The organism is Bradyrhizobium sp. USDA 4502 (genome assembly GCF_054063355.1).
Window position 1 is genome coordinate 8,265,167 of the sequence record NZ_JBSSGF010000001.1, and the last position, 20,859, is coordinate 8,286,025.

Below are 20,859 nucleotides of genomic sequence, written 5' to 3' on the forward strand. Positions count from 1 at the left end.
GCTACTTGCGGAACGTCAGCCATTCGCTGACTTCCATCACAGTCTCGGTCTGTCTGGCCTTCTTCATCAGCATTTCGCGTTCCCGTCCCGGCGGCAGCTTGCGTGCCGCAATGCGCGAATCTTCGGCGAATTTCTGCAAGCGGTTTTCGAACGATCCGGGAGGCCGCGATCTTTTGCGCTTCTTCTTGATCATGCCGTCTCCGAGCTGGAACCAGCAATACTAGGCTTGTTCCCGGGATGCCGTCGTTAACCCATGACATCGGTCGAATTGAAAAAAACGCGCGCCCGAAATCGCGACCCAAAATCGAGACCTGAGATCGCGACCTGGGATCGCGAAGATCGCAGGAACGATCTTCGGTGCTCTGCGTAACACCCGTGCGTTCGCTGCTTTGCTCCCCGAAAGGCGGTGGACCACTCCGGTGACGGGCCTCGGCGAATTTGATCGCCGGGGCCCGCATGTCTTCAACCAAGGCAGCCAAGGCAACAAGAAGGACATAAGCAGTGGCACATTCCAATTAGGGCATCGTGAAAGACAACAAGGGGCAGGAGCAGCCGGCCGACAAGCAGCGCGCGCAGACCGCGCATAAGACCGACCCGCGAAAGTCGAATGCGCGCGAAGCGACGCGTGATCCGAAATTGAACGATGCCGACAAGACGCCGGGATCCGGCATGACATCGGACGACCGCGGCGATCCTCCAACGGGCTGAACGGCGTTCCGCTCTGCAGCAATCGCGGCAATGCGGCAGGAACGATGACCCGGGCCGACCGTTGGCGTCGAGGGATCAATGGAGAACTGACATGGCGATGGACGAGAAGGAGGTCGGAAACCTGATCGGCAGCGACAAGGTCGAGGGCACCGCGGTCTATGGCTCCGACGAGCGCAAGATCGGCTCGATCGAACGGGTGATGATCGACAAGAAGAGCGGGCGGGTGTCTTACGCCGTGCTCGGCTTCGGCGGCATTCTCGGTCTCGGCAACGACCATTATCCGCTGCCCTGGCAGTCGCTCAAATACGACACGAGGCTGGGCGGCTATGTCACCGGCGTCACCGAGAGCCAGCTGCGCGGCGCGCCGAAATACGGCAGCGAGCGCGAGTGGAATTGGTCCGATATCGGCACCACGCGCGCGGTGAACGACTACTACGGCGTGCCGTTCGTCTGAACGTCCCTTAGACGTCCCCCCGAGCCGGGGGACCCGTATTTCACCGGTGGTACCCACCGGGAGCCGAGGTGTGCGTGATGCTCGGGATGTAACCGTCGCATCCTTGGGACGTCTGTACACTAGTGAACATACGTCAATAGCTGTGCAAGGTAACATACGTAATTGAAGTCGGTCCTGCAGTTGCCCGATTAAACATGCGGGAGACCAATCGTTGGCGTCGCTAATCCGGAAATTGGAGCAGTTTGCACGGCTTTCGCCGGTAGACCAGGTCCTTCTCAATCGCGCGTCTACCGAGCGCGTCCGCCATTTTGGTCCGCGGGTCGACATCGTCCGCGAGGGCGAGAAGCCGAAGGACGTCCATCTGATCCTGTCCGGCTGGGCCTATCGCTACAAGCAGCTCGAGGACGGCCGGCGTCAGATCGTGGCCTTCTTTCTGCCCGGCGACATTTGCGACGTGAACGTCTTCATCCTGCGCGAGATGGATCATTCGATCGGTACCGTCACGGCAGTGTCGATCGCCGACCTCTCCCGCGAATTCTTCGACAAGGTCGCGGCCGGACATCCGCGCATCGTGACCGCGTTCTGGTGGGAAACCCTGGTCAACGCGGCGATCCAGCGCGAATGGACCATGAGCCTCGGCCAGCGAACGGCGCTGGAGCGGATGGCCCATCTGCTGTGCGAGATCTGGCTCCGGCTGCGTGCTGCAGGCCTGACCCAGGGCGACAGCTGTGATTTCCCGCTGACCCAGGGCGATCTCGCCGATGCCACCGGGCTCTCCAAGGTTCACGTCAACCGAACGCTGCAGGAATTGCGCGCCGGCGGCCTGATCGTACTCAAGGGAAAGACCCTGGTCGTCCCCAATCTCGAGCGGCTGATGCACGCCGGCCTGTTCAACCCGAACTACCTGCATATGGATCACGAGGGACGGCAGCTCGACGCCGCTGCGACGCCGACGGACGCGGCGGTCGGGTAGTAAGCGCTGCGCTCCGGTGCATGTCGAGAGCGTGCGGATGTATGGTTCACCGGCCGTTTAACATAGGCGGTGTCGTCCTGGCGAAAGCCGGGACGACAGTGGTGCATGTGGCGCGATCGCAGGGACGACAGTTGTATCTGTGGCGCAACCAACGGCTTGGTTTCACCCGTTCGCCGCCTTCACCACCACGAGGTTCTCGTCCGGCGTCGCCGGGTGGCGCTTGAGGTGATCGCGGCGCAGTGCGATCTCGTCGCGGACCAATTCGTAGCCGAGCTTGAACGTGTCCATTCCGTCGCCGGAAACGGTGCCGTCGCGCAGGCCGGTCACCGCGCCGCGCAGGATCGCCTCGAGCTCGTCCTGCAATTCGTCGAGATGCTCGGCGCAAGTGGCGTGCTCGACGCGCTCGCCGATGTCGAGGATCCTGCCCGCCAGCTCGCTGGCCTTCTCCGGTGCGACGCGGGTGATCTTGGTGTAGATCGCGGCGAAGATCGAGCCGATGATGCTGAGCGCGGCGGCAGCGAGATACATCACGTCGCTGTAGCGATCCATGAACGACTTGGTATCGTCGTTGATGTACTCGGCGGCGCCCTGATGGGCGACGATGAATGCGTCCTTGTCGGTCGCCGCCGGCTCGATCTTGGAGGCGAAGCCGTCGTCGAGCACAAGCTCCGACTTGTTCTCATAGATGATGCGCGCGAGCTCGGCGGCTGTCGTCGTGGACATCGAGGATTGCGCGACCAGCAGCCATTCCAGCCCGATGGTGTCGACCTCGTCATCGGGGATCGCCGGCGAGGACGACAGCATGCCGGTCGAGACCGTCTCCTCCGAAATCGCCGGGTATTTGCGCGCCAGCGCCTTGGCCGCGTCGATCGCATTCAGCGTGAAGCCGCCGGCGCGCTTGGCATATTGCTCGTAGGTCTTGTCCTTCACGATCTTCGAGGCGTGCTCGATCGCGATCACGGCGGCAAAGCCGGAGGTGAACAGCTTGTCGAAAGGCGTGTTCGGCGGCGCCTGCTGTACCCGCTGCGCCGCGTCGGGGCTGTCGGCAATCTCGAGCGCGCTGCGGACGAAATTGACGCTGTTCTCGCCGTCGCCGACGACCGCGATCCGCTTCTTCTTGAGCTCGCTCAGCGATTTGATCTTCTTGCCGCCGGGGCTGAGCACCAGCACCACGTCATGCTCGAGGATCGCGATGGCGCGGGCACGCGGCGGCACCCTTGCGTCGGTACGCAGGATGGCAAGCGAGGCGTCGCGGCGATCGAATTGCGCCAGCGCCTTGGCGTTGTCGGGGTTCGGCGCGATCTTCAGCCGCAGCCGCGACGAATTATTCTTCAGCACGATGGCGAGCCTGGCGGCGAATTTCGCCTCCGAGCCCTTGGCATCGCCGACCGCGAACACCAGCGTTTCGGAATTGCGCAGCCAGAGCCGGCCGCCGATCACGGTGACCGCGCTCAGGAGCAGCGTCAGCAGGGTGAAGACGATGATCTGCGCGCGGTTGGTCTTGACGACCGTTTTGGCGACCGGAGGGCGCGGCGGCGGCATCGGCGCAGGCGAGGGGGCTTCGGCACTCATGGCTGATTACCTGGCTCATCACCCGTCCGGGACGGCCCATTGCCGCGACCCGATCGGCGCGGCGCTGCCCGGTGAATCCGTAAATGGCTATAAAAGAAAGAAAATTTCCTATGTTGCCGACGATATACCTCCCCGGGGGGAATGCAAACCGGCCGCCGGCCGTAACCTTAATCTCGGCCGGCCTGCGCCGCGATGCCACATGACCATTGCCACTATCGACGGTCGGACCGAGATGTGATTTTCGAGGAGGCGCAGGTGCATTCCGGCGCCGGAGATGTCATAAATGAGACACGCTTCGGTTTGCGGAATTGTGCTGACGGCCTGACCCGGATTTCTTGCAATCACATTCATCGAAGTAAAAGGGCGTCAGCTTGTTGTTTCCCTCCATGTCATCGTCGGTGTCGGTTGGTGCCCTGGTGGGATGGATGTTGCTTCTCACCGCAAAGCACATCATCGCCGACTTCATGCTGCAGAACGCCTGGATGGCGATCGGCAAGGACCAGAAGACCGGCTGGGCGCTGCCGCTGCTGGCGCACTGCCTGGTCCATCTCGCGGTCGCCCTGGCGCTGATCCTGGTGGTGGCGCCGCGGTTCTGGTACGTCGCCTTCATTGACTTCGTGATCCACATCATCGTCGATCGGGCCAAGGGCATCTGCGCCTCGCATTTCGGCGTGACGCTGGAATCCGGCCACCCCTGGTTCTGGACCCTGATCGGGGTCGACCAGGCGCTGCACCACCTCACCGGCTTCGCGCTGTCGATCTACATGGCCGCGAACTGAGCGGCTCGCGCGCACCTTTCCTCCCGTCCTGAACCACGAATCCAGCCGGGTTGCGGCGGGCGGATGTGATTCGCGCGCAACGGGCAAGACCCTCCGGAAGCGACCGGAGGCCGTGGTTAACCTTTCGTTAGAGGATTACGCGGCATCTTCCCGATCGAGGGGGATTTGCAAATGTTTTCAAGCCGCGACGCCTTCGAGAACGATGCCTGCCCGGTGGCCGACGATCTGCTCGGCCAGATGTATCGCGCCAATCCGAACGGGCTCTCGTTGCTGGTTGCCAATGTCGCGCCCGATGTCAGGGCGAGGCTCGCGCTGTTCTGCTATCGCCGCAGCCATCTGCACGCGCTCGCGGTCGCGATCGCGTCGAGCTGCAGCGAGTGGGAGCTGGCGAATTCAGGCGGCCGTGTCGGCTCGACGCTCTACGCGCTGTCGCGCGAGCCGGCCCGCGCCGCCACCGTTTCGCATGGTGGCCGCAAGCCGATCACGCTGTCGACCAAGCCGCTGACGACCTTCGCGCCGATCGTCGATGACGAACTCGACGACGAGGACGTCAGCGACAGGGTCACGGCGTAACGTCTGGTTAGATCGGCTGCGCGCTCGCGATGAGCGGCAGCCCGTGCCGGCGCCGCGCCATCGCGCATTCCGCGTCGCCCGGCTGGCAGGTCCGGCATACTTCCGGCCGCACCGGATAGACCTCGCAGCGCGTTGCTTCTCCGACCCGGCCCGCTAGCGCCGAGCAGCGATCGCCCTCGCAGCGCATGCCTGATTGCCGCGCGTTGACGAATTGCGGTGGGATCAGATCGAGCTGCGCGTCGTCCTCGATGGTGAAGCGCGGCCAGTTCTCCGAATAGCTGCAGCAGGCGCCGCAGGACGGGCAGGGGCTTGTGTCGGTCGCGTTGTCGGCCATCAGGTGTCCCTCGGCGCTTCCCAGACCAGGCTGCGCCGCCAGCGCGCCCTGAGCAGGTCGCGCCGCTCCGGATACTTCTCGTCGTGATAGACCGCCGTGACCACGCGGTCGGTGCGGAAGCTGCGGAAATCCTTGCGCAGCTCGCACCAGGCGGCGAGCAGCCGCACCGCCTCGTGATAGCCGACCGCGATCGGCCAGATCGTGCGCTCGCTATCGCGGCCATGCTCGTCGCGATAGTTCAGCGTGATCTTCTTGCCCTCATGGATCTGGCTGCGGGTCCTGACCATGTCGATGCGGTCGGGCTCCCGGTTCCAGGCCGAGCGGGCCCGGCTTGCCGGCTCCAGCACGAACGGCCGCAGCCGGTCGGGCACGGTCTCGGCGATCTTGGCCATCAGGTCCTCGGCCGCGCGCGCCAGCGCCGGATCGGCGTGGCCGACCACCCACTGTGCGCCGAGCACGCAGGCCTCGATCTCGTCGGGTGTCAGCATCAAGGGCGGCAGGTCGAATCCCTTCTCCAGGATGTAGCCCATGCCGGCCTCGCCGCGGATCGGCACCCGCTGCTCGATCAGGCTGGCGATGTCGCGATAGATCGTCCGCTTCGACGTCTCGAGCTCGGCTGCGATTGCATCGGCGGTCAAAGGCTTACGGGTGCGGCGGAGCACCTGGATGATCTGAAACAGCCGGTCGGCGCGTCTCATGGCAACTCTCTCGATCGCTCTCTTGGCACGTGTCTTGTCGAGTGTCTCGGTAGCGGTTTTGGCAGCCGTCTTGACGAGTGTCTTGACGGGTCTCGTCGTCTCTCGGTGCGCAGGCTTTTCTGGGTCCCGTCCGGCTACTGCTGACAGCATGTTGGCAGCAGGTGGGGGCTATATCAGGACAACACCTCAAGTGAAGGGAATTTGTCCATGACGAATCTTGACGAACTCGGTTTCCGGCAGGCGCAAGGCTTTGCGCTGGAACAGCTGGTCACGGTCTACTCCACCTCCGGCGACCTGCGCTGGGCCCTGGTCGCGCTGATCGCACAGTCGATCAGCACGGTCTGGTCCTACGGGCGGGCACGGCTGGTCAAGCGCGTTCGCGGGGCGGTTCGCCGCCTCGCACCCGTCGGCCCGTTCGACAGTGAATGCCACTACTGCTGACACCATGCTGGCAGCAGGGGACAGCTAGCTTCAATTCACGACCACAGGCGATCGGGAGCTTCATATGATTACGCTTTTTGGCTTTGGCACGGGCTTCGGCTTGCCGGAAATCAGCCCCTTCGTGACCAAAACCGAGGTCCAGCTCAAGATGGCCGGGCTCGACTATCGCAAGGAGAAGGCGATGCCGCCGGCGTCTCCCAAGGGCCAGCTGCCGTTCATCGCCGACGACGGCGAGACGATCGCCGATTCGACCTTCATCCGCGCCCATATCGAGGGCAAATACGGCTTCGATTTCGACGCGCCGCTCAGCCTGCAGGCGCGCGCCCAGGCCTGGGCCTTCGAGCGCATGATCGAGCATCACGTCTACTGGGCGCTGGTCGGCGCGCGATGGGTCGACGACACCAATTTCGCCAAGGGGCCCGCGCATTTCTTCGACGGCGCGCCCGACCATATGCGTGACAAGATGCGCGAGGACGCCCAGTTCCGCGTTGCCGAGAATTATCTGCTGAGCGGACTTGGCCGCCACGGACCGGACGAAGACGTTGATCTCGCGATCCGCTCGCTGTTCGCGCTGTCGGTGCAGCTCGGCGACAAGCCGTATCTGATGGGCCATGCGCCGTGCGGCACCGATGCCACCGCGTTCGGCGCGCTGGCGGGAATCCTCACCCCGTTCTTCGATTCGCCGCTGCGCGAGCGCACCGAGAAGTTCGACAATCTCACCGCCTATGTCGGCCGGATGATGCGGCAATATTATCCGGAATTCGCCTGGGCGCCGCTGCAGCAGCAGGCGGCCTAAGCCGGCGCGGCAGGGGCGGGCTGGCCCTTCAATGCGGCCAGCTCCGCCTCGAGCTCGGCGATGCGCTGGTCGCGCGAGGCCAGCGCTGCCGCGACATCGGCCGCGTCGAACTTTTGCGGAATGTGCTGCGGGCAGTTGGTGTCCCACGCCGTGACCTTGAACAGGATCACCTGCTCGGGCCGCGCCCGGTAGCCCTGCGGCATCAGCGTGCGGGTCAGCGCCGGATCGTCCTCCACCACCTTCGCCTCGCCCCACAGCTTGACGCGGCGGCGGTGCGCGTAATCCATCACGAAGATATAGGCCTTGGCATTCTCCGAGAGATTGCCCTGGGTGATGAACTGGCGATTGCCGCTGTAGTCGGCGAACGCGATGGTGTGCTTGTCGAGCACCTTGATAAAACCCTTCGGTCCGCCGCGATGCTGGATGTAGGGCTGGCCGTCGGCCGAGGCGGTCGCGAGATAGAAGCTGTTCACCTCGCCGAGGAAGCCGGCGAGGTTCTCGTCGATCTCGCTGCGCCAGCCGCCATGTGCCTCGACTTCGGCGTAGGTGGCGCGTGAGCCCTTGCGGGTCTGGATCGCCTTCACCGCCGGACTGAATGCGACGTCGCTCGCATAGCTGTGACCATCTGACATCGGAGCCTCCCGTGACGGGCGCCTGAGTGGTTGTCCTCGCCGCTCAAGATGGACATTCCCAGATCGTAAGCAATCTTGTGCATTGACACTTCACTGTTGCCGATTATGCAATAGTGCCATGGACCGGATCGACGCCATGCAGGCCTTCGTCGCGGTGGCGGACCTCGAGGGGTTCGCCCCCGCCGCCCGCAAGCTCGGCCTGTCGCCGTCCGCCATCACGCGGCTGATCGCGGCGCTGGAGGAGCGGCTCGGCGCGCGGCTGCTGCAGCGGACCACGCGGCAGGTGACGCTGACGGACGCCGGCTCGCGCTATCTGGAGCGGGCGCGCCGGATCCTCGCCGATGTCGAGGAGGCCGAGGACGCGGTGGAGAACGAGCGCACCCGCCCCGAAGGGCGCCTGGTGATCTCGGCACCGTTCGGCTTCGGGCGGCTCCATGTCAGCCCGGTGGTGAGCGCCTATCTGAAGCGCTATCCCGGCGTCGGCGTCGACCTGCGGCTGTCGGATCGCAGGATCAATCTGGTCGAGGACGGCGTCGACCTCGCGGTCAGGCTCGGGCACCTGCCGGATTCGACGCTGGTGGCGCGGCATGTCGGCCGGATGCGCCGCATCGTGGTGGCGTCGGCCGGCTATCTCAAGCGTCGCGGCGAGCCGAAGCGACCGGCGGACCTCACCGCCCACGACACGATCCAGTTCGGCGCCATGACCGCGACGCCGGATTGGCGCTTCATGGAGGATGGCCGCGAAGTCCGCATCACCCCTGCGCCGCGCTTCACCAGCAACAGCTCGGACGCCGCCATCCAGTACGCCGAGCAGGACGGCGGACTGACCCGGGTGATGGCCTACCAGGCCGCCGAATCGCTGAAGGCGCGGCGGCTCCAGATCGTGCTCGCCGAGTTCGAGCAGCCGGCGGTGCCGATCCACGTCGTCTATCCGACGACGCGGCTGTTGTCGGCCAAGGTGCGGACCTTCATCGATCTCGTGACCGAGATCACCGACTGGTATTTCGACTAGCTCACCGGCGGCTTCTTCGGCACCACGCGGAAGGTGCCGTTGGCGCGCGCGATGGTCACCCCGTCGGCCTTGATCAGGCTCTGCGCGAAGCAGATCGTGCTGCCGGTCTTGATCACGTCGCTCTCGATCGCGAGCCATTGCCCGACATTGGCGGAGCCGACGAAATCGACCGCGAGCGAGATCGTCACGAACGAGGTGGTCCAGCCGGTCGCCTGGCCGCAGCTATAGCCCATCGCGTTGTCGGCAAGGGCTGCGATCAGGCCGCCATGGATCAGGCCGCGGCCGTTGGTATGCGGCCTCGCCAGCCGCAGGCCGATGATGACGGCACGCTCGGTCTTCTTCTGGTAAAGTGGCTCCCAGGGTTCGGTGAGCGGGCTCTTGCGGAACAGCGGCTCGAAGCCTTGAGGGACGTCTTGGGGATTGTCGGGCACGACTTGCGTATCGGTGGTCATCTGAAGCTCGCATATGACGTTGGGTTGACGCCATTGAACGCGATGTCGATGACGGTTTCACCGCCTACAAAGTTTTAAACGGGATTTGCACGGCTGTTTGAAGCTCGCTCGCGCCGGGTGCGGGATACAATGTCAGCATCGCGGCCGCTTCCCAACCGTGACGCAGTTCACGCGCATCCGGCCGCAGTTTGTGACATGCTCCGCGCCGCGTCCATGGCGTGAGGAGAGACCATGTCGGCCGAGACCCGCCTGACCTGCCTTCGCATTGCGCTCGTCGCGGTCGGTCTGATCGCGATTTTCGCTGTCTATCCGCTGTTCCAGCTCTGGCCGTCCGGCTGGTCCTGGGGCCACGGCCATTCGCATTACCCGATGATGATCGTCGGCATCTATGCGACGCTGGGCGTATTCCTGTTGCTCGCCGCGCGCGATCCGCTGCGGCACCGCAGCCTGATCTGGTTCGCGGTGTGGTCGAGCGTCGTGCATGGCGGCATCATGGCCGTGCAGGCGATCAGTGACGAGGCCGAGCGCGGTCACTTGCTGGGCGACATCCCGGCGCTGTTGCTGATCGCGCTGGTGCTGGCCTGGCTGATGCCGAAGCCGGCCGTTGCGGCTGCCTAAGCCCAGGCATCACGTCCCGTCATCCCGAGGAGGCGCGCAGCGCCGTTTCGAAGGATCGACGGCTACCGGCCGGGCCGTGCATCCTTCGAGGCTCGCTGCGCCGGCACCTCGAGACAACGGCGAAGCCTTTGCGCGGGATGACGAAGCCGGCAGTCGGTGATCAGAACGGCAGCCCCACGTAATTCTCCGCCAGCGAGGTCGACGCCGCCTTCGAGCTGACGAGGTAGTCGAGCTCGGCGATCTGGATGCGCGCGGCGAATTCGCCCTCGTCGGGAAATTTGTGCAGCATCGAGGTCATCCACCAGGAGAAGCGCACCGCCTTCCAGACCCGCGCCAGCGCGCGTCCCGAATAGGCATCGATGCCGGCGGAGGATTTCTCGTCGTAGTATTCGCGCAGCGCCTGCGACAGATAATGCACGTCGCTGGCGGCAAGGTTGAGGCCCTTGGCACCGGTCGGCGGCACGATGTGCGAGGCGTCGCCCGCCAGAAACATGCGGCCGAACCGCATCGGCTCGGCGACGAAGCTGCGCAGCGGCGCGATGCTCTTTTCGATCGAGGGGCCGGTGACGATCTCGTCGGCGGCCTTCTGGTCGAGGCGCCGCTTCAATTCGTCCCAGAACCGCTCGTCCGACCATTGGTCGACATGATCGTCGAGCGGGCACTGCACGTAATAGCGGCTGCGGTGGGACGAGCGCATCGTGCACAGCGCAAAGCCGCGCTCGTGGTTGCTGTAGATCAGCTCCGGCGAGACCGGCGGCGTCTCCGAGAGGATGCCGAGCCAGCCGAACGGATACACCCGTTCGTAGCTGGTGATCGCCGACGCCGGCATGCTGGCGCGGCTGATGCCGTGGAAGCCGTCGCAGCCGGCGATGAAGTCGCAGGCGATCTCGTGGGTGACGCCGTCCTTGACGTAGCTGACGCGCGGATGATCGGTATCGAAATCAAGCGGCTTGACGTCGGCCGCCGAGTAGATCGAGGTCAGGCCGGCCTCCTTGCGGGCATTCATCAGGTCGAGCGTGACCTCGGTCTGGCCGTAGATGGTCACGGTCTTGCCGGTCGAACCATGCAGGTCGATGCGGTGCCGTGCGCCGCCGAACGCCAGTTCGAGACCGTGATGGACGAGGCCCTCCTGGTGCAGCCGGGCAGCGGCGCCGACGCTCTCGAGCAGCGACACGGTGCCTTCCTCGAGCAGCCCGGCGCGAATCCGCCCCAGCACATAGTCCGGGGTCTGCCGCTCAAGAATGATGTTGTCTACGCCGAAAGTATGAAGTAGTTGCCCAAGCAACAGTCCGGCCGGACCTGCACCAATGATTGCTACTTTTGTCCGCAATACCTTGTCCTCCCGATCGGATAGGCTTTTAGTCGGTGCCCGCGCTGGCAACTTGCCAAGGCAACTATATCATATAACGATTTTGGCAAGGCGGATTTGCGCGGGACCCGCGCGTTCGCCGCAGCGCAAGATGCGGTGGCGCGGGACCGGGCGGAGGGTGCGACGAGGCGTCCGCCCGCCGGATTTCATCTTGAATATCCGCGCGAATTAGATAACATGTTAAGTAATGAGCCGGGCACGAAGCCCGTCCTGGAGAGGAGGAGACGTGATGAGGAAGACAATGTTGGCGGTGTTGATGGCCGCCGCCATCGTGCCGGCCGCGGGACCTGCCGTCGCGCAGGACAAGACCGTCAATCTCAAGGTGTCGCTATGGGTGCCGCCGGCGCATCCGCTGGTGCCCGCGACCCAGGCCTGGGCCGCCGACATCGAGAAGGCATCGGGCGGCACCATCAAGGTCACCGTGTTTCCGTCCGAGCAACTCGGCAAGGCGTTCGACCATTACGACATGGCGCGCGACGGCATCGCCGACGTCACCTATGTCAATCCTGGCTATCAGCCCGGCCGTTTCCCGATCGCGGCCGCCGGCCAGCTTCCGTTCACCTTCTCCGACGGCAAGAAGGGCACGCTGGCGCTGAACGAGTGGTATCACAAATATGCGCCGACCGAGATGAAGGACACCAAGCTGTGCTTCGCCTTCATCCACGATCCGGGCGCGCTGCACGGCAAGAAGAAGATCGTGCTGCCGAGCGACCTCTCCGGCGTCAAGGTGCGTCCCGCGCAGAGCACCATCGGCGAGATGGTGAAGATGTTCGGCGGCACCAATGTGCAGGCCTCCGCGCCGGAATCGCGCGACGCGATCGAGCGCGGCGTGGCCGACGAGATCACCTTCCCCTGGGGCTCGATCTTCCTGTTCGGCATCGACAAGGTGGTGAAGTACCACATGGACGTGCCGCTCTATTCGACGGTGTTCACCTACAACATGAACCTCGCCAAATATAATTCGATGTCGGCTGCCCAGAAGAAGGTGATCGACGATCACTGCACGCCGGAATGGGCCTCCAAGGTCACTGACCCCTGGACCGATTTCGAAGCCAATGGCCGCACCAAGATGAAGGCGCTGGAAGGCCACGAGGTCTATCCGCTGACTTCGGATCAGCTCGCCGAGTGGAAGAAGGCGGTCAAGCCGCTGCGCGACAGCTGGGCCGAGGCGGTGAAAAAGGCCGGCGGCGATGCGGCAAAGATCGACGCCGATCTGCAGGCCACGCTGAAGAAGTTCGAGGCGGGGATCTGATCCCGCTCCCCTTCACCTCTCCCCGCTTGCGGGGAGAGGTCGGATCGCATCGTCAGATGCGATCCGGGTGAGGGGGTACAGGTCTCACCGCATTCACGACTCGTGGAAGCAGCCCCTCACCCCAACCCTCTCCCCGCAAGAGCGGGGGAGAGGGAGCTCATCGAAGCAACGCATGACGCAATCTGCCGAAGTTTCCCCAGACGGCGCTATCACCGGCCCACCCGAGCCGGCGCGCAAGAATTTCATGGATCGCTTCATCGATTCGATCGAATGGGTCGCGGCCTTCTTCGTTGGCGTCGTCGCGCTCAACACCTTCACCGCGGTGTTCATGCGCAAATTCTTCGCGGTGACGATCCCCGACTACTACAATTTCGGCCAGTTCCTGCTCGGCATCCTGATTTTCTGGGGCATTGCGGCGACGAGCTATCGCGGCACCCACATCACCGTGGATCTGGTCTGGGCCAATGCCTCGCCGCGTTACCAGCGCTGGATCGACATCTTCGCGACGCTGGTGCTGCTGTTCGTGGTGAGCGTGCAGACCTACACGCTGGTCGACAAGGTGATCGACACCAGGAACAGCCATATCGTCACCATGGATCTCGGCGTGCCGGTCTGGCCGTTCTTCCTGGTGTCGTGGATCGGCGACGTCTCCGCGGTGCTGCTGATCGCGATCCGCACCTACCGTCTGATCTTCCATCCGGAAGATATCCATGACGCCAAGATCAAGACCGCGGAGTAGACGGCCATGAGTCTCGACCTCAGTCCCGAGACCGTCGCCGTCATCGGCTTTGTGAGCCTGTTCGTGCTGATGCTGCTCCGTGTCCCCGTCGGCATGGCGATGGGTCTCGTCGGCATCACCGGCTTTGGCTATCTCACCGGCTTCGCGCCGGCGCTCAAGCTGGTCGGCCAGACCACGATGCGTACGGTGACGGATTATTCCTTCGGCGTGATCCCGATGTTCCTGTTGATGGGCGCCTTCGTGTCGGTCTCGGGCATCAGCCGCGAGCTGTTCCGCGCCGCCAACACCTTTGTCGGCCATTGGAAGGGCGGGCTCGGCATTGCGACCATCGCCGCCTGCGGCGGCTTTGCCGCGATCTCGGGCTCGTCGGTCGCGACCGCCGCGACCTTCTCGGCCGTCGCCTATCCCGAGATGCGCCGCTTCGGCTATCCGCAATCCTTCGCCGCCGGCGTGATCGCGGTCGGCGGCACGCTCGGGGCGATGCTGCCGCCGTCCACCGTGCTCGCGGTCTACGGCATCATCACCCAGCAGGACATCGGCAAGCTGTTTATCGCGGGCGTGGTGCCGGGCCTGCTCGCGATCCTGATGCACATGATCACGATCGGCATCATCGGCGTGACGCGGCCCGGCTTCCTGCCGGCGGGAAAGAAGGCGTCGTGGCACGAGCGCTTCGTCGCGCTGCGCGACGTCTGGTCGCCGCTGCTGCTGTTCCTGTTCGTGATCGGCGGGCTCTATGGCGGCTTCTTTGTCCCGACCGAAGCCGGCGCGGTCGGCGCGGTGGGCGCCTTCATCATCGGTATCCTCCGTGGCAAGCTGACCAGGGAAGGCATCCTGCAATCGCTGCTGCAGGCGACGCGCACCGCGGCCGCCGTGTTCACGGTGCTGATCGGCGCGCTCTGCTTCGGCTATTTCCTCACCATCACCCAGACGCCGCAGCACGTCACCGAATTCCTCACCGGGCTCGGCATCGGCCCCTATGGCGTGCTGGCGCTGATCCTCCTGATGTATCTGGTGCTCGGCTGCCTGATGGACGCGATGGCGATGGTGATCCTCACCGTGCCGATCGTGTTTCCGGTGGTGACCGCGCTCGGCTTCGATCCGATCTGGTTCGGCATCATCATCGTCATGACGGTCGAGCTCGGCCTGATCCATCCGCCGGTCGGTATGAACGTGTTCGTGATCAAGAGCGTCATCAAGGACGTCAACATGTCGACGATCTTTGTCGGGGTGCTGCCGTTCGTCATCACCGACCTGATCCGGCTGGTGATCCTGATCCTGTTCCCGCTGCTTGCGACCTGGCTGCCGCAGCGCATGATTGGTTAGGCCTATGAATCCCGAGCTTGAGACCAGATACGTCTTCACCATCACCGCCCGGATCGCGGAGGTGACGTCCGCCGGCGACATCGGCACCGGCGTCCGCCGCATCATTCCGATCATCGGCGGCGAGGTGAAGGGCGAGAAGGTCAACGGCAAGGTGCTGGCGTTCGGTGCGGACTTCCAGATCATCCGGCCCAATGAGCTGATCGAGCTGGAGGCGAAATATGCGTTCGAGACCGACGACGGCGCCGTCGTCTATGTCGAGAACAAGGGCATCCGCTTCGGGCCGGTCGAGCTGTTGCAGAAGCTGAAGCGCGGCGAGCCGGTCGACCCGAAGCTGATCTATTTCCGCACCGTGCCGAAATTCGAAACCGGCGCCGAAAACTACCGCTGGCTGATGCAGCACATCTTCGTCGGCTCCGCCGCCCGCCACGCCGACCGCGTCGTGATCGACGTGCATCAGGTGCTGTAGCTTCGCACACTTGCCGTCTCACCCGCCGGGATCCGCCACACATTCGGTGTCGTCCCTGCGAAGCAGGGACCCATACTCCGCGGTCTGTGCCGTGAACGAGACTCGTCGTTCCGCCGTCGCGCAGCAATAACCGTTTGTGGTTATGGGTCCCCGCTTTTCGCAGGGACGACGGGTGGAGGGAGCCGCGCGTATCAACTCCATCACCGTCACCCTGAGGAGGCCGCGCAGCGGCCGTCTCGAAGGGTCGATGGCCACCAGCCGTGCGCGCCCATATTGACTCTCCCGCTAATCGTTATAAAACATAACTATTCTGAACGGGAAACAATAACGCCATGGGAAACGCTGCCGGCGAGGGAGACGCTTCGCTGCTCAGGATCGAGACGCGAGGGGCGGTGCTGACGGTCGGGCTGAACCGTCCCGCCAAGCGCAATGCGCTGAACGACGGCATCATCCTGGCGCTGCGGGATTGCTTCTCCGCGATACCGGATGCGGTCGGCGCCGTCGTCATCCATGGCATCGGCGATCACTTCTCGTCCGGCCTCGACCTCTCCGAACTGACCGAGCGCGACGCCACCGAGGGCCTGGTGCATTCCCAGATGTGGCACCGCGTGTTCGACCGCATCCAGTATTGCCGCGTGCCTGTCATCGCCGCACTGAAGGGCGCGGTGATCGGCGGCGGACTGGAGTTGGCTTGCGCCGCGCATATCCGGGTCGCCGAGCCGTCGGCCTATTTCGCGCTGCCCGAGGGCCAGCGCGGCATCTTCGTCGGCGGCGGCGGATCGGTGCGGTTGCCGCGCCTGATCGGCGTGCCCAGGATGGCGGACATGATGCTGACCGGGCGGGTCTATTCGGCGACGGAGGGCGCCGCCTACGGCTTCTCGCAATACCTCACCGAGGCCGACGGCGCGCTGCCGAAAGCGCTGGAGCTTGCCGAGCGCGTCGCCGCCAATGCGCCGCTGACCAACTTCGCCGTGTTGCAGGCGCTGCCGATGATCGCCGAGGCCAATCCGCAGACCGGCCTGTTGATGGAATCGCTGATGGCGACGGTGGCGCAGAGCGACAAGGAAGCCAAGAAGCGCATCCGCGCGTTTCTTGATCGCAAGACCGCCAAGGTGAAGCCGACATGAGCGCCGCGCCGTCTGCGACCACTGCGAGCGCGCATCCGCTGCGCCCGATCTCGTTCGGCAATCCCGACGTCACTGTCGAGCGCCGCGACGACGGCACGATCTACCTCCGACCGAAGCTCAGCCTCGCCGATTTTCCGGTCCGCCTCACGGATCGCCTGCACCACTGGGCGAAGGCCGAGCCGAACCGCGTGTTCATGGCCGAGCGCGCCGCCGGTGGCGGCTGGCGGCAAATCACCTACGTGCAATTGCTCGAGGCTATCAGGCGCATCGCCTCCGCGTTGATCGCGCGCGGATTGTCGGCCGAGCGGCCGATCGCGATCCTGTCGGGCAATTCGATCGACCATGCCCTAATGGGGCTCGGCGCGCTCTATGCCGGCATTCCGTTCTGCCCGGTGTCGCCGGCCTATTCGCTGGTGTCGCGCGGCTATGGCAAGCTCAGCTTCGTCATCAAGCTTCTGACGCCGGGCCTCATCTTCGTCGACGACGCCGACAAGTTTGCCGACGCACTGCGTGCCAATGTCGGATCCGATGTCGAGATCGCCGCGAGCCGCGGCACCGTGCCCGGCCGTGAGGTGACGCGCCTTGCCGGCCTCTTGGCGACGCCGGAAGACCCGCGCCTCGATGCGACCCATGCGGCAATCGGTCCGGACACGATCGCGAAATTTCTGCTGACGTCGGGGTCGACCGGCAATCCCAAGGCCGTCATCAACACCCAGCGCATGATCTGCGCCAACCAGGTGATGCTGCGCGAGACGCTCGCATTCCTCAAGGACGAGCCGCCGGTTATCGTTGACTGGCTGCCGTGGAATCACACCTTCGGCGGCAATCACAATGTCGGGCTGACGCTCTATAACGGCGGCTCGATGTATCTCGATGAGGGCAAGCCGATGCCCGGCGGCATCGAGGAGACGGTGCGTAACCTGCGCGAGATCTCGCCGACGGTCTATTTCAACGTGCCCAAGGGCTATGAATCGCTGCTGCCCTATCTGCGCGACGACGCCGGTCTGCGGGCAAGATTCTTCGACCGGCTGCATGCGATGTTCTTCTCGGGCGCCGCGCTGTCGCCGTTCGTCTGGAACAGCCTCGATGCGCTCGCCGTGCAGGAGAAGGGCTATCGTGTGCCTGTCCTGACCGGCCTCGGCGCCACCGAGACCTCGCCGTTCTTCATGTCGGTGCGCCCGGATACCAGCCGCTCCGGCCATGTCGGGCTTCCGGTGTCGGGCAATGATGCGAAGCTCGTTCCGAACAACGGCAAGCTCGAGGTCCGCGCCAAGGGCCCGAACGTGACGCCGGGCTACTGGCGGCAGCCCGAGCTGACCGCCAAGGCGTTCGACGAGGAGGGCTTTTACAAGTTCGGCGACGCGCTGAAGCCTGCCGACGCTGGTGATCTCGATGCCGGTTTCGATTTCGACGGCCGCATCGCCGAGGATTTCAAGCTGGCGAGCGGCACCTGGGTCAGCGTCGGACCGTTGCGGGCGCGCTTCGTCGGCACCTGCGCGCCGCTGGTGCGCGACGTCGTGATCGCGGGGCTCAACCGAGACGAGCTCGCCGCGATCGTGATCCTCGATCTCGACGGCTGCCGCCTGATCAATCCGCAGCTCGCCTCTGGCGACATCGCCGTCGCGGCCAATGATCCGCTGGTGCGGACGGCCTTCCGCGAGCGCTTCGCGCGCGTCCTGGCCGGCGCCACCGGCTCGTCGAACCGGATCGCGCGCGCGATCCTGCTCGACACGCCGCTGTCGATCGATCGCGGCGAGGTCACCGACAAGGGCTCGATCAACCAGCGCGCGGTGCTGGAGCATCGCACGGACATCATCGAAGCGCTCTATGCGCCGGTGCCGCCGGCATCGGTGATCACGTCAGTCTAGTTCTCGAACAGGAGAAAGCCATGCAGTTGAAGGGCCAGGCCGCCATCGTCACCGGCGGCGCATCGGGATTGGGCGCTGCGACCGCGCGCGGTCTCGCCGCGCAGGGCGCCAAGGTCGCGGTCTGCGACCTCAACGCCAAGCTCGCCGAGAGCGTCGCGGCCGAGATCGGCGGCATTCCCGTCGTCTGCGACGTCGCCGACGCGGCGGCCGCCGAGGCCGCGGTGGCCGCCGCCGCCAAGGCGCACGGCCCGGCGCGCGTGCTGGTGAACTGCGCCGGCATCGGTGTGGCAAAACGCGTGATCGGCCGCGAGGGGCCAATGGCGCTGGCCGACTTCGACAAGGTGATCAAGGTCAATCTGATCGGCTCCTTCAACATGTTGCGGCTTGCGACCGCTGACATGGCCAAGCTTGAGCCGCTCGCAACCGGCGAGCGCGGCGTCGTGATCTCGACGGCGTCGGTCGCGGCCTATGACGGTCAGATCGGGCAGGCGGCCTATTCGGCATCGAAGGGCGGCATCGTCGCGATGACGCTGCCGATCGCGCGCGAGCTCGCGCAATTCGGCATCCGCGTTCTGACTATCGCGCCCGGCCTGTTCATGACGCCCTTGCTGGCCGGCCTGCCGCAGGAAGCGCAGGATTCGCTCGCCGCCGCGATCCCGTTCCCGCGCCGGCTCGGCCAGGCCGACGAGTTCGCCTCGCTGGCGCTGCACATGATCGACAACCCCTATCTGAACGGCGAAGTGGTGCGGCTCGATGCCGCGCTCCGGATGGCGCCGCGCTGAAGCATGATCCGGAAGAGCACGAACGCCCTTCCGGATCGCTCATGCTCGATCGAGGATAAACCATGTTCGTCAATCGGCGCGACGTGCAGATCCAGTGGGGCGATTGCGACCCCGCCAACATCGTCTACTACCCGCGCTACTTCGCGATGTTCGACGACTCGACCTCGATCATGTTCGAAGCCGCCGGCTATTCGAAGCAGGACCTCGTCCACAAATACGGCCTGGTCGGCATTCCCATGGTCGACACGCGGGCGAAATTTCACATCCCGTCGACCCATGGCGACTGGATTACCATCGAGAGCCGGGTCGAGAGCATCAAGCGCTCGAGCTTCGAGGTGGTGCACCGCGTGTTCAAGGGCGAGGCGTTGGCGATCGAGGCGTTCGAGACCAGGGTGCTGGTCGGCCGCCACCCGGACGATCCCGCCAAGCTGAAATCGGCGCCGTTTCCGCAGGAGATCATTGACCGCTTCATGAAGGGCTGACTCGCACCCCCTCATGACTCGACTTTCGGAGCATGATCCTCTCGGAAAACCGGTTTCCACTTTTCCGGATCATGCTCTAAAGAAGGGGCTGAATTGGCCCGCAAAACCGGTTTAAACCCAAAAAACTTAACTGCAGGGAGGAATGAATGAGGAAGGCCACTCTCGCCGCGGCGCTCGCAGCAGCCATCGTGCTGCCGGGCGCGCCCGCACTGGCGCAGACCAATGAAATCACCATCGGCATCTCGATCTCGACCACGGGGCCGGCCGCGGCGCTCGGCATTCCCGAGCGCAACGCGCTCGATTTCGTGCCGAAGGAGATCGGCGGGGTGCCGCTGAAGCTGATCGTGCTCGACGACGGCGGCGATCCGACGGCCGCGACCACCAACGCGCGGCGCTTCGTCACCGAGTCCAAGGCCGACATCATCATGGGCTCCTGCACCACGCCGCCGTCGATCGCGGTGTCGACGGTCGCCAACGAGGCCGGCATCCCGCATTTCGGCCTCGCGCCGTTCCCGATCAACGAGGCGCGCATGAAGTGGTCGGTCGACCTGCCGCAGTCGATTCCGATCATGGGCAAGGTGCTTTACGAGCACATGAAGGCGCACAACATCAAGACCGTCGGCTATATCGGCTATTCGGATTCCTACGGCGACCTCTGGGTCAACGACTTCAAGGCGCAGGCCGTGCCGATGGGCCTGACCATGACCGACGAGGAGCGCTTCGCGCGTCCGGATACCTCGGTCGCCGGCCAGGTGCTGAAGCTCGTCGCCGCCAATCCCGATGCCATCCTCGTCGGTGCTTCCGGCACCGCCGCGGCGCTGCCGCAGACCGCGCTGCGCGAGCGCGGCTACAAGGGTCTGATCTACCAGACCCACGGCGCCGCCAGCATGGACTTCATCCGCATCGCCGGTGCGGCCGCGGAAGGCGTCATCATGTCGGCCGGCCCGATCATGTCGCCGGAAACCCAGCCCGACAGCGCGCTGACCAAGAAGCCCGGCCTCGCGCTGAACACGGCCTATGAAGCCAAGTACGGCGCCAACAGCCGCAGCCAGTTCGCCGGCCACTCGTACGATGCCTTCGAGGTGATGAAGCGCATCATCCCGGTGGCGCTGAAGACCGCCAAGCCCGGCACGCCGGAATTCCGCGAGGCGATTCGCAAGGCCTTCATCTCCGAAAAGGAGATCGTCGCGACCCAGGGCGTCTACAACTGGACCGAAAAGGATCGCTACGGCCTCGACGACCGTTCGCGCATCCTGCTGACGGTCAAGGACGGCAAATACGTCCCGGCGATGTAAGCCGGTCGCGATCTCTGAAACGAAGAAGCCGGTCCCGATGGGGCCGGCTTTTTCTTACCCTCCCCTGGAGGGGGAGGGTCGCTTCGCATCGCGAGCAGCGATGCGAAGCGGGGT

26 protein-coding genes are annotated in these 20,859 nt (G+C 64.7%); 19 read left to right on the forward strand and 7 right to left on the reverse strand.

Features of this window, described 5'->3' with window-relative positions; translation table 11 throughout:
• Position 1: 1 nt before the first annotated feature.
• Entirely contained in the window at positions 2-193 is a 192-nt protein-coding gene (locus tag ACVW1B_RS38430; RefSeq protein WP_456813616.1) for a hypothetical protein, read from the reverse strand.
• A 329-nt stretch (positions 194-522) separates the two neighbouring features.
• On the opposite strand from ACVW1B_RS38430, the gene ACVW1B_RS38435 reads away from it, so the two are divergent.
• From ACVW1B_RS38435 to ACVW1B_RS38445, 3 genes are all read left to right on the forward strand, one after another.
• On the forward strand, positions 523-708 hold the full coding sequence (locus ACVW1B_RS38435) for a hypothetical protein (RefSeq protein WP_310880870.1): 186 nt from the start codon (positions 523-525) through the stop codon (positions 706-708).
• 91 nt (positions 709-799) lie between these two features.
• Positions 800-1,162, forward strand: a complete 363-nt coding sequence (locus ACVW1B_RS38440) for a PRC-barrel domain-containing protein (RefSeq protein ID WP_016847466.1) — start codon at positions 800-802, stop codon at positions 1,160-1,162.
• A gap of 211 nt (positions 1,163-1,373) precedes the next feature.
• On the forward strand, positions 1,374-2,135 hold the full coding sequence (locus tag ACVW1B_RS38445) for a Crp/Fnr family transcriptional regulator (protein ID WP_092085323.1): 762 nt from the start codon (positions 1,374-1,376) through the stop codon (positions 2,133-2,135).
• A gap of 162 nt (positions 2,136-2,297) precedes the next feature.
• Here ACVW1B_RS38445 and ACVW1B_RS38450 read toward each other — a convergent pair whose 3' ends face one another.
• A complete protein-coding gene (locus ACVW1B_RS38450) occupies positions 2,298-3,707 on the reverse strand; it encodes a TAXI family TRAP transporter solute-binding subunit (protein WP_253604909.1) in 1,410 nt (469 codons plus the stop codon).
• On the opposite strand from ACVW1B_RS38450, the gene ACVW1B_RS38455 reads away from it, so the two are divergent.
• From ACVW1B_RS38455 to ACVW1B_RS38465, 3 genes are all read left to right on the forward strand, one after another.
• Positions 3,706-3,945, forward strand: a complete 240-nt coding sequence (locus ACVW1B_RS38455) for a hypothetical protein (protein ID WP_253604907.1) — start codon at positions 3,706-3,708, stop codon at positions 3,943-3,945. The two genes, ACVW1B_RS38450 and ACVW1B_RS38455, sit on opposite strands and share 2 nt — an antisense overlap.
• 187 nt (positions 3,946-4,132) lie before the next feature.
• Positions 4,133-4,486, forward strand: a complete 354-nt coding sequence (locus ACVW1B_RS38460) for a DUF3307 domain-containing protein (protein ID WP_016847469.1) — start codon at positions 4,133-4,135, stop codon at positions 4,484-4,486.
• 171 nt (positions 4,487-4,657) lie between these two features.
• Positions 4,658-5,059: a hypothetical protein gene (locus tag ACVW1B_RS38465; RefSeq protein WP_016847470.1), complete on the forward strand. Its 402-nt coding sequence runs from the start codon at positions 4,658-4,660 to the stop codon at positions 5,057-5,059.
• A gap of 7 nt (positions 5,060-5,066) precedes the next feature.
• Here the strand turns inward: ACVW1B_RS38465 and ACVW1B_RS38470 are convergent, their stop codons facing one another.
• Together ACVW1B_RS38470 and ACVW1B_RS38475 are read right to left on the reverse strand one after the other, a co-directional pair.
• The gene (locus ACVW1B_RS38470) at positions 5,067-5,393 is read right to left on the reverse strand and encodes a YkgJ family cysteine cluster protein (protein WP_253604905.1); all 327 of its coding nucleotides are present in this window, start codon (positions 5,391-5,393) and stop codon (positions 5,067-5,069) included.
• Positions 5,393-6,091: a helix-turn-helix transcriptional regulator gene (locus ACVW1B_RS38475; protein ID WP_028336549.1), complete on the reverse strand. Its 699-nt coding sequence runs from the start codon at positions 6,089-6,091 to the stop codon at positions 5,393-5,395. The genes ACVW1B_RS38470 and ACVW1B_RS38475 overlap by 1 nt, the downstream gene beginning before the upstream one ends.
• 207 nt (positions 6,092-6,298) lie before the next feature.
• Here ACVW1B_RS38475 and ACVW1B_RS38480 point away from each other — a divergent pair, with 207 nt between their 5' ends.
• Both ACVW1B_RS38480 and ACVW1B_RS38485 read left to right on the forward strand, forming a co-directional pair.
• Positions 6,299-6,532, forward strand: coding sequence for a hypothetical protein (locus ACVW1B_RS38480; protein ID WP_225160897.1), 234 nt, complete (start codon positions 6,299-6,301; stop codon positions 6,530-6,532).
• A gap of 64 nt (positions 6,533-6,596) precedes the next feature.
• On the forward strand, positions 6,597-7,328 hold the full coding sequence (locus ACVW1B_RS38485) for a glutathione S-transferase family protein (protein ID WP_253604903.1): 732 nt from the start codon (positions 6,597-6,599) through the stop codon (positions 7,326-7,328).
• Here the strand turns inward: ACVW1B_RS38485 and ACVW1B_RS38490 are convergent.
• Positions 7,325-7,960 carry a pyridoxamine 5'-phosphate oxidase family protein gene (locus ACVW1B_RS38490; protein WP_057015991.1) on the reverse strand — a complete coding sequence of 212 codons (636 nt, stop codon included), beginning with the start codon at positions 7,958-7,960 and terminating at the stop codon, positions 7,325-7,327. The two genes, ACVW1B_RS38485 and ACVW1B_RS38490, sit on opposite strands and share 4 nt — an antisense overlap.
• Before the next feature lie 118 nt (positions 7,961-8,078).
• Here ACVW1B_RS38490 and ACVW1B_RS38495 point away from each other — a divergent pair, with 118 nt between their 5' ends.
• Positions 8,079-8,972, forward strand: a complete 894-nt coding sequence (locus ACVW1B_RS38495) for a LysR family transcriptional regulator (protein ID WP_253604901.1) — start codon at positions 8,079-8,081, stop codon at positions 8,970-8,972.
• Here ACVW1B_RS38495 and ACVW1B_RS38500 read toward each other — a convergent pair.
• The gene (locus ACVW1B_RS38500) at positions 8,969-9,424 is read right to left on the reverse strand and encodes a PaaI family thioesterase (RefSeq protein ID WP_076832511.1); all 456 of its coding nucleotides are present in this window, start codon (positions 9,422-9,424) and stop codon (positions 8,969-8,971) included. The genes ACVW1B_RS38495 and ACVW1B_RS38500 overlap by 4 nt on opposite strands.
• Positions 9,425-9,655: 231 nt before the next feature.
• On the opposite strand from ACVW1B_RS38500, the gene ACVW1B_RS38505 reads away from it, so the two are divergent.
• Positions 9,656-10,042 carry a DUF6632 domain-containing protein gene (locus ACVW1B_RS38505; RefSeq protein WP_253604899.1) on the forward strand — a complete coding sequence of 129 codons (387 nt, stop codon included), beginning with the start codon at positions 9,656-9,658 and terminating at the stop codon, positions 10,040-10,042.
• A gap of 160 nt (positions 10,043-10,202) precedes the next feature.
• Here ACVW1B_RS38505 and pobA read toward each other — a convergent pair whose 3' ends face one another.
• Positions 10,203-11,372 carry a 4-hydroxybenzoate 3-monooxygenase gene (gene pobA, locus ACVW1B_RS38510; RefSeq protein ID WP_456822845.1) on the reverse strand — a complete coding sequence of 390 codons (1,170 nt, stop codon included), beginning with the start codon at positions 11,370-11,372 and terminating at the stop codon, positions 10,203-10,205.
• A gap of 268 nt (positions 11,373-11,640) precedes the next feature.
• Between pobA and ACVW1B_RS38515 the strand changes: the two genes are divergently transcribed.
• From ACVW1B_RS38515 to ACVW1B_RS38555, 9 genes are all read left to right on the forward strand, one after another.
• Positions 11,641-12,663, forward strand: coding sequence for a TRAP transporter substrate-binding protein (locus tag ACVW1B_RS38515; RefSeq protein ID WP_076832508.1), 1,023 nt, complete (start codon positions 11,641-11,643; stop codon positions 12,661-12,663).
• Between the two features lie 172 nt (positions 12,664-12,835).
• The gene (locus ACVW1B_RS38520) at positions 12,836-13,402 is read left to right on the forward strand and encodes a TRAP transporter small permease (protein ID WP_137481064.1); all 567 of its coding nucleotides are present in this window, start codon (positions 12,836-12,838) and stop codon (positions 13,400-13,402) included.
• Between the two features lie 6 nt (positions 13,403-13,408).
• Complete coding sequence (locus ACVW1B_RS38525) at positions 13,409-14,725, forward strand: TRAP transporter large permease (RefSeq protein WP_028336540.1); 1,317 nt, start codon at positions 13,409-13,411, stop codon at positions 14,723-14,725.
• Between the two features lie 4 nt (positions 14,726-14,729).
• Entirely contained in the window at positions 14,730-15,191 is a 462-nt protein-coding gene (locus ACVW1B_RS38530; protein ID WP_076832505.1) for a DUF3237 domain-containing protein, read from the forward strand.
• Positions 15,192-15,523: 332 nt separating this feature from the next.
• Positions 15,524-16,318, forward strand: coding sequence for a crotonase/enoyl-CoA hydratase family protein (locus ACVW1B_RS38535; RefSeq protein WP_168857598.1), 795 nt, complete (start codon positions 15,524-15,526; stop codon positions 16,316-16,318).
• Positions 16,315-18,186 carry a feruloyl-CoA synthase gene (locus ACVW1B_RS38540; protein ID WP_456822846.1) on the forward strand — a complete coding sequence of 624 codons (1,872 nt, stop codon included), beginning with the start codon at positions 16,315-16,317 and terminating at the stop codon, positions 18,184-18,186. The genes ACVW1B_RS38535 and ACVW1B_RS38540 overlap by 4 nt, the downstream gene beginning before the upstream one ends.
• Positions 18,187-18,206: 20 nt before the next feature.
• Positions 18,207-18,968, forward strand: coding sequence for an SDR family NAD(P)-dependent oxidoreductase (locus tag ACVW1B_RS38545; protein WP_456822847.1), 762 nt, complete (start codon positions 18,207-18,209; stop codon positions 18,966-18,968).
• A gap of 62 nt (positions 18,969-19,030) precedes the next feature.
• Entirely contained in the window at positions 19,031-19,450 is a 420-nt protein-coding gene (locus ACVW1B_RS38550; protein WP_092085351.1) for an acyl-CoA thioesterase, read from the forward strand.
• Positions 19,451-19,596: 146 nt separating this feature from the next.
• Positions 19,597-20,745: an ABC transporter substrate-binding protein gene (locus tag ACVW1B_RS38555; protein WP_456822848.1), complete on the forward strand. Its 1,149-nt coding sequence runs from the start codon at positions 19,597-19,599 to the stop codon at positions 20,743-20,745.
• Positions 20,746-20,859 lie beyond the last annotated feature (114 nt).